Consider the following 13692-nt stretch of genomic DNA (forward strand, 5'->3'; position numbering starts at 1 on the left):
AGCGTTCCGTGACGACAAACCGTCACGCGAGCAGCGGAACCATGTCGACCGGCCTTCCCCGCCGCCTGAGCTCGACGGTGACGTCACCGTCGCGGCCGGCGCGGCCGATCACCGTCCCCTTGGCCACCGTTGCGCCGCGCGAGACGGTGGTTTCTCCCAATCCGGTCAGCAAGCTCGTCCAGCCGTCGCCATGATCGATGATCACCACCATGCCGTAATCGCCGAACCGCCGCGCATAAGCGACGCGGCCCGCCGCGGGCGCCACTACGGTGGCATCGGCGCCGGCGGCGAAGGTCAATCCGCGCGACCGCACACCAGCGCTCGAAACCTCGCCGAAGCCGATGAGCAGGCGGCCGCCGACCGGCAATCGATACGGCGCGTCACCGTCGATCGTGCTCGCCAGCGCCGACCCCGAGGCCGGGCGCGGCGCCGGATCGGGCAAATCGCCCAGCGCGGCGGCGGTCGCGCGCTGATCGCCGATCGTCTCCATGCGGTCGATCGCGTCCTGCGCCGCCTCGCCCATCGCCAGCGCCTCATCCGATGCGGCCAGCGACGCGCGATTCAACGCGGCCGAGCGCCGCCGGTGGGTCATTTCGAGCCGGGCGAGGCGCAGCTGTTGCCGGTCGAGCGCGGCGCGGCTGTCGGCGAGGCTTTGCGCCGCCAACGCCGCGTTGGCGCGGAGCGCGCGGGTGCGTGCCAATTCGTCTCGCACGCCTGCCGTTCGCCGGGCGATGACCGGGGCCACGGCACCGAGAACGGCACGCACATGAACCATATCGTCGATCGACCCCGGCTGGGCGACCGATGCGATCGCCGGGCGGCGGGCCAGGCCGGCAAGCGCGGCGATCAACCGCACGATCGGCCCCTGCCGCCGGGCCAGCACGCCACGCTGGGCATCGAGCTCGGCCTGAACCAGCGCGACGCGCGATTGGGCGGCGGCGACATCGGCGCCGGCCTTGTCGATTCGCGCGGCAACCGCCCGCTCCTCGACCTGCGCCTTGGCCGCCGCATCCTGTTCCGCGCCTGCCTGCGCGTCGAGCCGGTCGGCGCGCGCCTGCGCCGCTTCGGCCGCCTGCTTGGCGGCCGTCAGGCGCTGCCGCTCGCCGGCAAGCGGATCGGATGACGGGACGGCCCAGGCGGCACCAGTGGCGATCAACGCCACGCAACCACCCGCCGCCAGCCATCCCCGTTTCATCCCGCTATCCTTCGCGGTGATACGGGTGGTTGGCAAGGATCGAGGTCGCGCGCCACAATTGCTCGGCGAGCATGGCGCGGGCGAGGAGGTGCGGCCAGGTAGCCCGGCCGAACGACAACAACAGATCGGCCTCGCCGCGCGCGGCATCGTCAAAACCATCCGCCGCGCCGATCATGAAGCGCGCTTCACGCACGCCGTCGTCACGCCAGCGGCCGAGCAACGCCGCGATCTCGCGCGATGGCAGGACGTCACCGGTTTCATCGAGGAGCACCAGCCGCGTTTGCGGCTCGAGGGCAGGCACCTTGCCGCCGGTATCGGGCAGCTCGGTCACCTTGAACGGCCAGCTCAGACGCCTGGCATAACGCTGGACGAGCTCGGCCTCGGGCCCGCGCCCGATCCGGCCCCGCGCGACGATGTGGAGCAGCAACGATCTTTACGCTTCGCCCGCCGGGGCATCGCCGAACTGCCACATCCGCTCGAGATTGTAGAAGCTGCGCACCTCGGGCCGGAACAGGTGGACGATCACGTCGCCGGCGTCGATCAGCACCCAATCGGCGGTCGGCAGCCCTTCGATCCGTGCCGTCCGGCCGCACTCGGCCTTGATCTTCTCGGCCAGTTTCGAGGCCATCGAGGCGACCTGCCGGGTCGAACGGCCGCTGGCGATCACCATGTGATCGGCGATCGAGGACTTGCCGGCGAGCGGAATCGAGATCGTATCGACCGCCTGGTCGTCGTCGAGCGACGACAGGACAAGCCTGTGCAACGCCGCGGCGCCATCGGCGTCGGACGAGCGCGATACTTGCGGGGATGAAGCCAAGGGAACTCCTAGGATGATGGCGCGCCACGCGCCGAGGGCGGCAGGAATCGTCGCTGCCAATGGGGATCGGCGGCACGCAACCGGGTCGCCGAAGTAGGATCGGGGCGAAAGCGCAACAGCACGAGCGCCGGCAATCTCCACGTCGTCCAACTTTTCGCCTGGCCTGCGGGCCGGACGAAGCGCCGCAGCCAGCCCATCGCGACAGCCGCGTGAGCCTGGCCATCATACCCCGGACGCGCGATCACCGCAATCGGAACCTCGCGCGCGAGCCGCCGCCAGTCGCGCCAGCGGTGGAACTGGGCGAGATTGTCCGCCCCCATCAGCCAGATAAAGCGGTGATTTGGAAAGCGTCGCTGGAGAGCGGCGATCGTATCGACGGTATAGACCGTGCCGAGCCGGGCCTCGATGTCGGTCGGGCGGATCGGCGCACGGCGCGCGACCGCTCGTGCCGAAGCCAAGCGGGTGGCGAGCGGCGCCATTCCCGTCTTTTCCTTGAGCGGATTACCGGGCGAGACCAGCCACCATATCTCGCCGAGGCCGAGTGCGTGGAGGGCGGCGAGGCTGATCGCGCGATGCCCCGAATGCGCCGGGTTGAACGATCCGCCGAGCAGGCCAATGCGGCGGATCGTCATCGCGACGGTCGGCGGAAGTGCGCGGGCATGGCCTCCCGATTAGCCGCGCCGGCGCCGCTCGGCAACGTCAGGCAAGCACATGGCGCCCGCGATCGACCCGCGCACTATGGCCGACGCGCGCCGCGAGCGAGCGCTGCCGGATCGTATCGAGCAGCACCCAGTCGTTGGACACACGATCGGGCTCGATCGTCGTCACCATGTAGCCGCGATGGCTGGTATCGCACCATTTGAGCTCGGGACTGGCGGCGATCATGCCGGCGGCGACCGTCTTGGGATCGGCGCTGGTGCTATGCTCATAGCCGGGCGAGGTGACGCTCTGCCCGGCGAATTCGACGCCCGCAGCCTTGCCGTCCTGACCGAGATCGTAGGTCCAGGCATTGTGGCTGTCGCCCGAGATGACGACGAGATCCGAATCGAGCGCCTGCGCCGCGCGCAGGAACCGGGCGCGCGCCGCCGGATAGCCGCCCCAATTGTCGTAATTGAACGGCAAGCCGACCTTCGCCGCCGCGATACCAGCCTCGACATAGCCCTTTGCCCGGGCCGACGGCGCGCTGCCGAGCCAGTTTTCGGCGGCGGGCGGCATATAGGTCTGCCCCATGATTGTGCCGAAGCCGACGACCTGCCAGCGCCGCCCCGCCTTCACCGACGCCTTCATCGCGTGGAACAGCCAGTCTTCCTGCTGCGTGCCGAGCATCGTCGCGCCGGGATCCATCCATGGCCCGTCGCGGAACGCCTTGAGCGCCGCGACCGGATCGGCCTGTTTGAACAACGGCGCGATATCGGGCTGCTCGGTGCGCGCGAGCAGGCGCGTCTCGGTGCGGAACAGCGTTGCCAGATCGCCGATGTCATAGGCCTTCCACGGCTCATCGGAGACCGGCATCCATTCGCGATACGCCTGGATCGCCGCCGCCCGGCGCGAAAGCCACGGACCTTCGTCGGGCTGATGGTTCTGAGCGCCGCCTTCCCAGCTGTCGTTCGCCGATTCGTGATCGTCCCACTGCGCGATCATCGGCATCGCGGCATGGAGCCGCTGCAAATCCGGATCGGCACGATAGCTGGCGTAGCGGATGCGATAATCGGCGAGGCTGATCGTCTCGTTGGCGGGTAGCGGGTTGCGGCCGGCGACCGCATCGGCCGGCGCCGGATAATTGCCGGTGGCATATTCGTAGAAATAATCGCCGAGGTGGACGGCGCAGTCGATATCGCCGCGCTCGACCGCATGGGCATAGGCATTGAAATAGCCAAACGGCATGTTCGAGCAGGAAAAGATCGCGGCGCGGAACCGCCGCGCCATGTCGCCCTCGGGCAGCGTTTTGGTCATGCCGACCGGCGAGAAGCTGCCATCGGGCGCGACGAAGCGGTAATGATAGATGCGCCCCGGCCGCAGCCCCTCGACGGTGATCTTGGCAGTGTGGTCGCGCCACGGGCCGGTGATCTGGGCACCGCCGGATATCACGCGCGCGAAATCGGGCGTCTCGGCGATCTCGGCCTTAAGCTCGACCGCGCCGCCGTTCGCCGGCACGTACCGCGTCCACAACAGCATCGAATCAGCCGCCGGCTCGCCGGAAGCGACCGAATGGGTGAAGCCGCGCGCATCGGCGATGGAGAGCGTCTGCGCGAAGCCGGGAATGGCGAAGGCGCCTATTCCCAACGTACCCGTCATCAGCAGCGAACGGCGGTCGATAAGCAGCGACATCGTGTGATCCTCCCTTGCAGCAACGCGGCCTGCGCCCGCGATATGGCGGCTTCGTGACACTCAATGCCGCGGGACACATTCGACCCGACGGCCTCCCGCCGGCTTGTCGAGGGCCATTTTGGCGGTGACTTGCCCGAAAAGGATAGTGCCAACTTGTTTCGGGCGCCGTGCTGTTCCATCACCGTCGAATGTGCCGGCTGTCGTTGCTCCATGGATGTTGAAACGAGTTCGGCATGACGATGGCCGTGCGGTGAAATTTTCCGTTTCCCTAGCGACCCTTGCCGGGCTCGCCTTGCTGCTGGCGCTGGTGGCGTTCGCGCGGCAGCTCGATCACGACGAGAGCCAGTATGTCGCGGCCACGATGCTGGCACGCCACGCGCTCGTCTATCGCGATTTCGCCTATCTGCAGACGCCGCTGCAACCGATCCTGCTGGCGCCGCTCGCGGCAGCGGCCGGGACGCTGGCGTTCCCGGCATTGCGGCTCGCCAACGCGCTGTTCGGGGCCACCACCGCGATGTTCGTCCTCGCCGCGAGCAGGGCCGCGGGCGCTCGGCCCGCCGCCGCGCTGCGCGCGGCCCTGCTGCTGGCGAGCACCGATATCTTCTTGTTCAGCGCGACGATCGCGCGCAACGACATGCTGCCGGCGATGCTGCTCGCCGCGGCCTTGTGGATGCTGGTGAAGCAGGCGCGCGGCGAGGGCGGGCGGATGGCGGCGATGGCGATCGGCCTGCTGCTCTCGGCGGCGACCGCCACCAAGCTGTCTTACGCGATTCCCGCATTGGCGGTCGGCGCGCTGGCGCTGATCGATCGCCGCTATCGGCCGGCCTGGCTGATAGCCGGCGCGATCCCGCCGGCGTTGCTCGTCGCTTATACCTGGCATGCGGCGCCCGACGCCTTCGCGTTCGACGTGCTGCGCTTCCCCACCGCCGCGCCCGAGCAATATTATGCCGCCGGCCGCGCCTGGAAGCTGGCATGGTGGGCGCGGGCGCTGGACGTGACCAAGTTCCTGGCGCTCGGCCCGGCGCTGCTCGCGCTGATCGTGGTAGTACGCGCCCCGCGGCGCGACCGCCCGGCGCGGACCGCGCTGACGCATCTGCTCGACCTGTTGATCGTCGCCGGGCTGATCGCCGCGCTGCTGCCGGCACCGACATGGCGGCAATATCTGCTGCCTGCGTTACCGCCACTGTTCGTGCGGCTGGCGCTGCTCTGGGAGGAGCGGCCGCCCGGTCGCGCGATGCGGATCGCGACCGTGGTTTTCGTGATTGCCGGAATTGCCCCGTCGCTGATTGCCGTGGCGCAGGGATTCCCGCTGGCGACGGCGATCGAAAACGGGCGCCGGCTCAAGCGGGCGATGGACCGCGACGATGTGCGAGGCGCGATCGCGACGCTGTCACCGCAGTTCGTTGCTGCCACGGGGTGGCGGCTCGACCCGCGCTTCGCGGCCGGGCCGTTCTTCTTTCGTAGCAGCGGCCTGCTTCCATTCGCGGACGAGGCCCGGTTCAAGCTGGTGAGCCGCGCCCGCGCCGGGGCGGCTTTCGCCGCCGATCCGCCCGCTGCCATCCTGATCGGCGGCGAAGGCGAATGGACCAGCGGCGACGCGCGGCTGGACCGCGCGATGGTACAGATCGCGACCGGCGCCGGCTATCGGCCCCGGCCGGTGACGGGAACGCCGTTCACCCTGTTCGTCAGGCCGCGCTCGCCCAGGGCGCCCGTCGCTGATCGAGTACCGATTGATAATAAGCGATGAGATCGACCGCGTGCTCGCGATCGGTGCGCACGCGCCGAGCCGCCTTCAGGGCCGCGCGGCGCAGCGCCAGCGGATCGCGCCCGAACAGGCGATCGATCGCCGCCGCCGCGCTTGCCGCATCGCGGGCCGCGTAAAGCTCGGCACAGCGCGGATCGGCGATCTCGGCGCAACCGCCCTCGTCAGGCACGATGAGCGGCAGGCCCGCCGCCATCGCCTCCGACGCCACCAGCCCGAACGGCTCGACCTCGGAACCGTGGATCAGCGCGTCGGCGCTGGCGAGGATGCGCGCAAAGCGCTCGCGCTGGTAAACCGGGCGACAAGCACGGATGTGCGGGCTGCCGGCGATGCGGCGCTGGATCGCCTGACGCTCGACCCCGTCGCCGAGCAGGATCAGCCCCACCGGCCGCTCGCGCGCCGCGCGCTCGACCGCATCGATCACCATCGGCCAGCGCTTTTCGGGATGATGCCGGCCGAGCCCCAGCAACAGTCGCGCATCGGCCGGCAGGCGGCATGACGCGAGCATGTCCGCACGCAGCCCCTCATCGCGCAGCGCCGGCGAGAAATGGGCGCGCTCGATCCCCAGCGGCATCGACGCATCGACGCGCACGCCGCGCCGGGCGAGCCGCTTGAACAGCGCCGGGCCATTGGTCACCACGGCATCGAACCGGGCGAGGAAGCGGTTCATGTAGCGGCTGTACCAGCCGAACGCGCGTTCGACCTGCGCGACCGACGCGATGCCTTCGAACCAGCGCTGGGGGTAAGCCGCCATATTGTCATTGTGCATGAAGAACACTCTGGCCGCGTCGCCCGGCCAATCGGCGACGAACCAGGCCGGCTTCCACGGCGACGAGGTTTCGACCACGTCGGGCGCGAGGCGATCGAGCCAGCGCCATACCGGGGGCGCATCCCAGAACAGGTGGTAATTACGATCAAACGGCAAGGGCGGCGCCTTGACCGTAATCAGCCGCCCGCCCTCGGACCGTCGCTCCTCGCGATCGGCAGGGCCGGGCGCGATAACGATCAATTCGTGTCCCAAAGCGGCGAGGATCGCCATCTTGCGCTCGAGATAGGTCCGCACGCCGCCGCCGGTCGGCGAATAGAATTCATTGACGTCGACAATCCGCATGGCGCCCCGCTGTGCTTGGACCGTCCCCCGTCAGGCCATCTCCACGTTACGTCTTGATGTCAGTCCCATGCGTTCGGCCAGCACATGGATCCCCATCGCGACGAGAAGAATGACGTGGACGAGCAGCGTCAGCGCCGCAACGAAGGCGACCAGCCGCGACACCGCCTCTCCCTCGCCGATCAGCACGATCGCAAGATTGGCGAACAGCAAATCCTTGTTCGGCACCAGCGGCAGCCGCGAGACGAGCAGGCGCGCCGCGGCGAGCAGCAGCCACATCCCCAGCGGAACCGCGGGCAGCGCACAGTGCCAGAGCAGCGCGAGCAGGGACGATCCGGTGACGAGCCGCGTGCAATGGATCGCGAAAACCTCCCACAAGGTCCGCCGCGGCAGCGAAAAAACCCGCTTCGAGAAGATCAGCCAGGGCAGCGAGATCGCGATGAGTACGAGCACCGACCAGCGCAGATCGTGCAGTTGCGGCGGCGTGATGAGATGCCAGCCGACCGGCAGTGCGATCGCCAGCATCAGTAGCGTGATCGTATTGCCCGCCACCGCCGAGAGGATCGTCGAATCCTTGACCGCGCCGAACGGCGCCGAGACGAAGCGTGCATGGGTTCGCGCCCAGGCGTAGAAATAGGCGTCGCCCGAATAACCGAACAGCACATCGTTGGCGATGCGCTTGCGGATCAGCGCCATGAAACCCGCGAAGGGGATGTTCCACAGCCGGCGGAACACGATGTAGTCGAAGGTCGCCGGCGACAGATAGAACAATGCGAACACCAGGTAAAACAGGCCGCTGGCGGGCACGACCCTGCCCAGCCCCGACAGGCCCGAGGCGAGCAATTCGCGGCCGACGCCGGCGACCATCGCGACGGTGATGATGATGCCGAGCGCGATCGGCCAGCCACGGCCGAGCGGCGGCAGCGGCTCGAGACCGGCCAGGCTGGCGCGGTCGACCGTCGGTTCGATCGTCGGGCTGGTCATGGGCGTTCGGCGGCTCGCAATCGCTGCATATCCCCTTCGGCGCGGCCCTTAACCTTGCGTCGCCGCCCGAGCAAATCGTTTCGCTCCGGCCAGCGTTGGTCTATCGCGCCCGGCAATGGCACCTCCGGCCCGGCACATCCTGACTTTCGCGCAGACGCTGGACGGCGGCGGCGTCGAGCGCGTGCAGCTACGCCTCGCGGCCGCGTGGATCGAGGCCGGGCGGCGCGTGACCCTGCTGCTCGGCTGTGGCGAGGGGCCGCTCGCCGCGGAACTACCGCGCGGGATCGAGGTCGTCGCGCTGCGGTCGGCATCCTATGGCGCGCTCTATGCGGCGTCCCGGCACATTCGCCGGCTGGCGCCCGACGTGATCTTCTGCGCGGGCAACCATTATACCAGCGTCGCGGCCTGGACCCGGTTGCGGCTCGGCACCACATGCCCGCCGATCGTCGCCAAGGCTTCCAATGCCCTGACACGCCATGATCAGGGCGCGATCTTCGCGGCCGCCTATCGCGCCTGGCTGCGCCTGCACCCGCGCTTCGTCGACCATCTCGTCGCGATGAGCCCGGCGCTGGCCGACGAGGCGATCGCGGCCATGAGATTGCCGCGCGACCGCGTGTCGGTGATCGCCAATCCGCCCGCACTTCACGCACCCGATCCGGCTCCTCCGGCTTTGCCCGACGCGCGGTTCGTACTCGGCATCGGGCGGCTCGAGCCGCAGAAACGCTGGGATCGGCTGATCGACGCGTTCGCCCGGATCGAGGATGATGCGGTGCATCTGGTGATTCTCGGCGACGGCGCGATGCGCGACGCGCTGAGCCGACGGATTGCCGCGCTGGGCGTGGCGGATCGCGTCCATCTGCCCGGTCATGCGCTCGACCCGCGGCCGGCGCTGGCGCGCGCCGCGGTGGTCGCGCTGACCTCGGACTATGAGGGAGTGCCGGGTGTGCTGCGCGAGGCGCTGGCGCAGGGAACGCCGGTGATCGCGACCGATGCGAGCGCGGCGGTGACCGAAATCGTCGCCGCGCCGGCCGTGGGTACGGTCGTCGCCCGGAACGACGCAATCGGGCTGGTCGCGGCGCTCGACCACTGGTTGGCGCCCGGCCGCCCACGCCCCGCCCCGATACCGGAGCCCGGCAGCAATGCCGCGGCGGACTATCTCGCGCTGTTCGACCGCATCGTCGCCGCTCGGGTCAAGGCTTGACGCGATCGGGGTGGGCGTCGGCGAAGGCATCGAGCGCCGCCGCCGCAGCATCGGCGCGCCTCAATCTGGGGAACGCGTCGAGCGGCACATCGAAACGGCGCGCGTTGTAGAGCTGCGGGACGAGGCAGACATCGGAGATGTCGGGCGCCGCGCCGCCGAGAAACGGACCCGCGCCCGCCATGGCTTCGAGCGCAGTCAGGCCTTCGGATACCCAATGGCGATACCAGTCGTCCTTTGCCGCCTGATCGGCGCCGAATTGCGATTCGAGGCGCTTGAGGACGCGCAGATTGTCGACCGGATGGATGTCGCACGCCACCACGAGCGCCCGCGACCAAGCCGCCGCCCGCGCCAGCGGATCGGCCGGCAGCAGCTTGGGCTCGGGCCAGGTCGCATCGAGCCAGTCGATGATCGCCAGGCTCTGCGTGATCGCGACACCGTCGGCCTCGAGCGTCGGCACCAGACCTTGAGGATTGCGCGCGAGATTTTCAGGCGCGCGCTGCTCGCCCGCGACCAGGTTCACCGGGCGCAGCTCATAAGCGACGCGCTTGAGGTTGAGCGCGATCCGCACGCGATAGCTTGCCGAGGAACGCCAGTAATCGTGGAGGATGATGGTCATGCCGCGTCCTCGGCATCCTGTTCGGACTTCTGCTCGAGCGCGACCTTGATCATCGCCGTCATCGGATCGGCGAGCGCCAGCCCGATGATACCGAACAGGCTGCTCGCCAGGATCTGCGCGGCGAGCGTCAGCGCCGGCGGCAGATCGACGGTCTTCCGCGCCACCATCGGGATGACGACATAGCCGTCGAAGGTCTGCACGACGAAATAGGTGGCAAGCGCGGCGATCCCCTTGTCGACGCCAGCGGAGAAGCCGACCGCGGTCATCAACACGCCGGTGATGAACGCGCCGATGTTGGGAACGAACGCCAGGATCGCCGCGATCAACCCGAGCACCAGCGCCATCGGCACGCCGACGATGCTGAGGATCGCCCAGGTGAGAAACCCCTCGAACGCCATGCCGAGGAGGCGCCCGGCGAGTAGCTTGCGCAAGGTCATGCCCATCGCATCGATCGTATGGGCGAAATGGTCGCGGCGATCGATCGGCACCATCCATTGCAGCCCGCGATTGTAGATGCTGGGCTCCATCGCCACGAACAGCCCGATCACCATGATGACGAACAGGCTGGACAACGCGCCGATCGCGGTGCCGACGAACGAGGTGACGCGGCCGATGGAACCGAGCGCCTGTTTCGCCAGATCGGAAATGTCGGCGCGGCCCGGCATCAAGCCGAGATCGGCCGCCCAATGTGCGACACGATTGGCCTGCGCCTCGAGTGTCGAGCGCAATTGCTCGAACTGCGCGGCGATCTGGACGCCCGTGAGATAAAAGACGCCGAGGATGAAGGCGATGACGCAGATGACGACGATCAGCAGCCGCCAGCCGCGCGGGATCGGCAGCACCTTGCCGAGCAGCCGCACGCCGCCGTCGAGCATCGACGCGAACACCAGCCCGGCGAAGATGATGAGCAACGGCTGGATCAACAGCACGATCAACGCCATCGCCGCGGCGAGGCCCAGCCAGATCATCGCGCGCTTCAATTCGGCGCGCATCAACGGATCGCGCATCTCGTTGGGCCCCGGCTGGGGAACGATCTGCGCGTCCTCGTCACTCACGGCTTGGGGCCCTGATGCGGATGCAGCGACAGCCCGACCCGGCCGCCGCGGAAATCGGTGAACCAGGTGAGCGGATTCCATGTCGCGCTGCCGTCCAGCGAGAAAGTGGTGAACTCGGCACGACCGCCGAGATATTCCCACGGCACCGGCCCGCCGAGCCCTTCCTCGATCAGCGGGAACCGGCTGTCGGCGCTGCGGTCGCGATTGTCGCCCATCAGGAAAACGTCATTGGCCGGAACCGTGATCGGCCCGTAATTGTCGCCCTGGCTATCGGGCTCGAGATCGACGGTATCGTAGCTGCGGCCGCTCGGCAGCGTTTCGGTGATGATCGGCAGGTGGCAGACCATCTTGCCGTTCGGACCGGGCTGACGCGCGCCGGGATATTGGCTCGGGTCGCAGGTCGAATTGTCGTCGACCGGAATGTCGCGATAATGGAGCGGCCCCCGCGCGATCGGCTTGCCGTTCAGGATGACGACGCCGTGGCGCAATTCGATCGTGTCGCCGGGCAGCCCGATCACGCGCTTGATATAATCCTCCCGCTTGCCCGGCGGCGTGACGATGACGACGTCACCGCGCTTGGGCAAATGGCCGAACAGCCGCCCGGCGAGATGCGGCAGGGGATGGAAGATCGGCGACACGAACGACCAGCCATAGGGATATTTGGTCACCAGCAGCCGATCGCCGACCAGCAGATCGGGCAGCATCGATTCGGACGGGATGTAGAACGGCTTGGCGATGAAGCTCTGGAAGGCGAAGACCGCGAGCAGCAGCCACAATATGCCCTTGATCTCGGCCCACCAATTGGTGCCGGCCTTCTTGTCCGTCACCGGGGTGGATTTACTCGCTTCGGCGTCCAACACGCGCTCCTACTCGATCTCGTTCTTGGGCATCGCCTCGATGATGACGAATGCCTGCGCCCAGGGATGATCGTCGGTCAGCGTCAGATGCACCAGCGCGACGTGGCCGTCGGGCGTCATCGCGTCAAGCCTTGCCTTGGCACCGCCGGCAAGCGCCAGCGTCGGCGCGCCCGAGGGGGCGTTGACCACGCCGATATCCTTCATAAACACGCCGCGCTTGAACCCGGTGCCCACAGCCTTGGAGAACGCCTCCTTGGCGGCGAAGCGCTTGGCCAGCGTGCCCGCTTTGGTGAACGGGCGGCGATTGGCCTTAGCCTGCTCGACTGCGGTGAACACGCGATTCTCGAATCGCGCGCCGAACCGGTCGAGCGAGGCCTGAATGCGCTCGATATTGCACAAATCCGAACCGAGGCCGATGATCATCGTGCCTCATCCATTGCGTTACGCATCCGGCGGACGCTGTCGGCGAGGCCGACGAAGATCGCCTCGCCGATCAGGAAATGGCCGATATTCAATTCGCGAACCTGCGGGATCGCCGCGATCGGCGCGACATTATCATACGTCAGGCCATGGCCGGCATGGACCTCGATGCCGTTCTTGGCGGCGAGCGCGGCGGCATCGGACAAGCGGCGTAGCTCCTCGGCCTGCGCCGCGCCCGAAAGCTCGGCATATTTTCCGGTGTGCAGTTCGATCACCGGAACGGCCAAGCGCATCGCCGCCTCGATCTGGCGCGGATCGGGCTCGATGAACAGCGAGACGCGGACGTTCACGCTGGCCAGCTCGGCTACCATCGGCGCCAGCCGGTTGTGCTGGCCGGCGGCATCGAGGCCGCCCTCGGTGGTCAGTTCCTCACGCTTCTCGGGCACGATGCAGGCGGCATGCGGCGTGTGGCGCAACGCGATGCCCAGCATCTCCTCGGTCGCCGCCATTTCGAGATTGAGCGGGATCGGCAGCTCGGCCGAAAGACGCGCGATGTCGGCGTCGGTGATATGACGGCGATCCTCGCGAAGGTGCGCGGTGATGCCGTCGGCGCCGGCCTCGGCCGCCAGCAGCGCGGCGCGCACCGGATCGGGATAGCCGCTGCCGCGCGCGTTGCGCACGGTCGCCACGTGATCGATATTGACCCCGAGGCGCAGCGACTCGTTCACTTCTTGAGGCCCCGGCTGCCGGGCTTGGTCGCGGGAATCGCGGCGAGTTCAGTCGGCAGCGCGTCGGCCGGATAGGCCGGCACGTCGAGCTTGCACAGCGAAACCAGGGGCGCGCCGACGTCGGCCTTGCCGTTCGAGCGATCGATGATGCACGCCGCGCCAAGCAGCTCGCCCGGATGGTGACGGATCGCCGCCAGGCATTCGCGCGACGACAGGCCGGTGGTCACGATATCCTCGACCATGACCACGCGGGCGCCGGCTGGAATCTCGAAGCCGCGGCGCAAGCGGAACTCGCCGTCCTCGCGCTCGACGAACACCGCGCGACAGCCGAGCGCACGCGCCGTTTCGTAGCCGGGAATGATGCCGCCGACCGCGGGCGAGACGATCAGATCGACTTGGCCGAACCGCGCCGTAATCGCCTCGGCCAGCGCGCGGCACAGGCGCTCGGTGCGCTGGGGATCCTGGAACACCAGCATCTTCTGCAGGAACACCGGCGAGTGCAGCCCCGAGGACAGGATGAAATGGCCTTCGAGCAGCGCGTCCGCCGCACGGAATTCGGCCAACACCTCGTCTTCGGTCATCATGCGCCTTTCTTGCCGTGAATTGCGCGCTCAATAGGGT

Annotated in this window: 15 protein-coding genes; 2 read left to right on the forward strand and 13 right to left on the reverse strand. The window is 68.2% G+C overall.

Translation table 11 applies throughout. From position 1 onward, the window contains the following. Positions 1-22 precede the first annotated feature (22 nt). The 5 genes from K7G81_RS08610 to K7G81_RS08630 form a co-directional block, all read right to left on the reverse strand. Positions 23-1195, reverse strand: a complete 1173-nt coding sequence (locus K7G81_RS08610) for a murein hydrolase activator EnvC family protein (protein ID WP_223030353.1) — start codon at positions 1193-1195, stop codon at positions 23-25. Positions 1196-1199: 4 nt separating this feature from the next. Beyond that, positions 1200-1622, reverse strand: a complete 423-nt coding sequence (locus K7G81_RS08615) for a 23S rRNA (pseudouridine(1915)-N(3))-methyltransferase RlmH (protein WP_223030354.1) — start codon at positions 1620-1622, stop codon at positions 1200-1202. A gap of 6 nt (positions 1623-1628) precedes the next feature. After that, positions 1629-2012, reverse strand: a complete 384-nt coding sequence (gene rsfS / locus K7G81_RS08620; protein WP_223030355.1) for a ribosome silencing factor — start codon at positions 2010-2012, stop codon at positions 1629-1631. 8 nt (positions 2013-2020) lie between these two features. After that, positions 2021-2638 (reverse strand): nicotinate-nucleotide adenylyltransferase, encoded by a 618-nt coding sequence (locus K7G81_RS08625; protein WP_223030696.1) that lies wholly within the window; start codon positions 2636-2638, stop codon positions 2021-2023. Between the two features lie 73 nt (positions 2639-2711). Further along, positions 2712-4340: an alkaline phosphatase D family protein gene (locus K7G81_RS08630; RefSeq protein WP_223030356.1), complete on the reverse strand. Its 1629-nt coding sequence runs from the start codon at positions 4338-4340 to the stop codon at positions 2712-2714. Between the two features lie 250 nt (positions 4341-4590). Between K7G81_RS08630 and K7G81_RS08635 the strand changes: the two genes are divergently transcribed. Continuing rightward, the gene (locus tag K7G81_RS08635; protein ID WP_223030357.1) at positions 4591-6087 is read left to right on the forward strand and encodes a phospholipid carrier-dependent glycosyltransferase; all 1497 of its coding nucleotides are present in this window, start codon (positions 4591-4593) and stop codon (positions 6085-6087) included. Here K7G81_RS08635 and K7G81_RS08640 read toward each other — a convergent pair. Both K7G81_RS08640 and K7G81_RS08645 read right to left on the reverse strand, forming a co-directional pair. Beyond that, positions 6026-7213 carry a glycosyltransferase gene (locus K7G81_RS08640; RefSeq protein ID WP_223030358.1) on the reverse strand — a complete coding sequence of 396 codons (1188 nt, stop codon included), beginning with the start codon at positions 7211-7213 and terminating at the stop codon, positions 6026-6028. The two genes, K7G81_RS08635 and K7G81_RS08640, sit on opposite strands and share 62 nt — an antisense overlap. A gap of 30 nt (positions 7214-7243) precedes the next feature. Beyond that, entirely contained in the window at positions 7244-8194 is a 951-nt protein-coding gene (locus tag K7G81_RS08645; protein WP_223030359.1) for a hypothetical protein, read from the reverse strand. 115 nt (positions 8195-8309) lie between these two features. Between K7G81_RS08645 and K7G81_RS08650 the strand changes: the two genes are divergently transcribed. After that, positions 8310-9395, forward strand: coding sequence for a glycosyltransferase (locus K7G81_RS08650; RefSeq protein WP_223030360.1), 1086 nt, complete (start codon positions 8310-8312; stop codon positions 9393-9395). Here the strand turns inward: K7G81_RS08650 and maiA are convergent. Genes maiA through pyrE form a run of 6 tightly spaced genes read right to left on the reverse strand, consistent with a single transcriptional unit; the run spans position 9385 to position 13652 of the window. Then, positions 9385-10011 (reverse strand): maleylacetoacetate isomerase, encoded by a 627-nt coding sequence (gene maiA / locus K7G81_RS08655; RefSeq protein WP_223030361.1) that lies wholly within the window; start codon positions 10009-10011, stop codon positions 9385-9387. The two genes, K7G81_RS08650 and maiA, sit on opposite strands and share 11 nt — an antisense overlap. Beyond that, positions 10008-11018: an AI-2E family transporter gene (locus tag K7G81_RS08660; RefSeq protein WP_255586870.1), complete on the reverse strand. Its 1011-nt coding sequence runs from the start codon at positions 11016-11018 to the stop codon at positions 10008-10010. The genes maiA and K7G81_RS08660 overlap by 4 nt, the downstream gene beginning before the upstream one ends. A 44-nt stretch (positions 11019-11062) precedes the next feature. Next, on the reverse strand, positions 11063-11926 hold the full coding sequence (gene lepB, locus K7G81_RS08665; protein WP_223030363.1) for a signal peptidase I: 864 nt from the start codon (positions 11924-11926) through the stop codon (positions 11063-11065). Positions 11927-11932: 6 nt separating this feature from the next. After that, positions 11933-12346: a holo-ACP synthase gene (gene acpS / locus K7G81_RS08670; RefSeq protein WP_223030364.1), complete on the reverse strand. Its 414-nt coding sequence runs from the start codon at positions 12344-12346 to the stop codon at positions 11933-11935. Then, positions 12343-13071: a pyridoxine 5'-phosphate synthase gene (locus tag K7G81_RS08675; RefSeq protein WP_223030365.1), complete on the reverse strand. Its 729-nt coding sequence runs from the start codon at positions 13069-13071 to the stop codon at positions 12343-12345. The genes acpS and K7G81_RS08675 overlap by 4 nt, the downstream gene beginning before the upstream one ends. Next, positions 13068-13652, reverse strand: coding sequence for an orotate phosphoribosyltransferase (gene pyrE, locus K7G81_RS08680; RefSeq protein WP_223030697.1), 585 nt, complete (start codon positions 13650-13652; stop codon positions 13068-13070). The genes K7G81_RS08675 and pyrE overlap by 4 nt, the downstream gene beginning before the upstream one ends. Between the last annotated feature and the right edge of the window lie 40 nt (positions 13653-13692).

It is taken from the genome of Hephaestia mangrovi, assembly GCF_019880555.1.
Taxonomy (GTDB): Bacteria; Pseudomonadota; Alphaproteobacteria; order Sphingomonadales; family Sphingomonadaceae; genus Sphingomonas; species Sphingomonas mangrovi.

Coding starts and splice junctions, on each gene's coding strand:
- K7G81_RS08640 (WP_223030358.1), bottom strand. CDS start 7,213: ATGCGGATTGTCGACGTCAATGAATTCTATTCGCCGACCGGCGGCGGC.
- K7G81_RS08610 (WP_223030353.1), bottom strand. CDS start 1,195: ATGAAACGGGGATGGCTGGCGGCGGGTGGTTGCGTGGCGTTGATCGCC.
- acpS (WP_223030364.1), bottom strand. CDS start 12,346: ATGATCATCGGCCTCGGTTCGGATTTGTGCAATATCGAGCGCATTCAG.
- K7G81_RS08630 (WP_223030356.1), bottom strand. CDS start 4,340: ATGTCGCTGCTTATCGACCGCCGTTCGCTGCTGATGACGGGTACGTTG.
- maiA (WP_223030361.1), bottom strand. CDS start 10,011: ATGACCATCATCCTCCACGATTACTGGCGTTCCTCGGCAAGCTATCGC.
- K7G81_RS08645 (WP_223030359.1), bottom strand. CDS start 8,194: ATGACCAGCCCGACGATCGAACCGACGGTCGACCGCGCCAGCCTGGCC.
- K7G81_RS08650 (WP_223030360.1), top strand. CDS start 8,310: ATGGCACCTCCGGCCCGGCACATCCTGACTTTCGCGCAGACGCTGGAC.
- pyrE (WP_223030697.1), bottom strand. CDS start 13,652: ATGACCGAAGACGAGGTGTTGGCCGAATTCCGTGCGGCGGACGCGCTG.
- K7G81_RS08660 (WP_255586870.1), bottom strand. CDS start 11,018: ATGCGCGATCCGTTGATGCGCGCCGAATTGAAGCGCGCGATGATCTGG.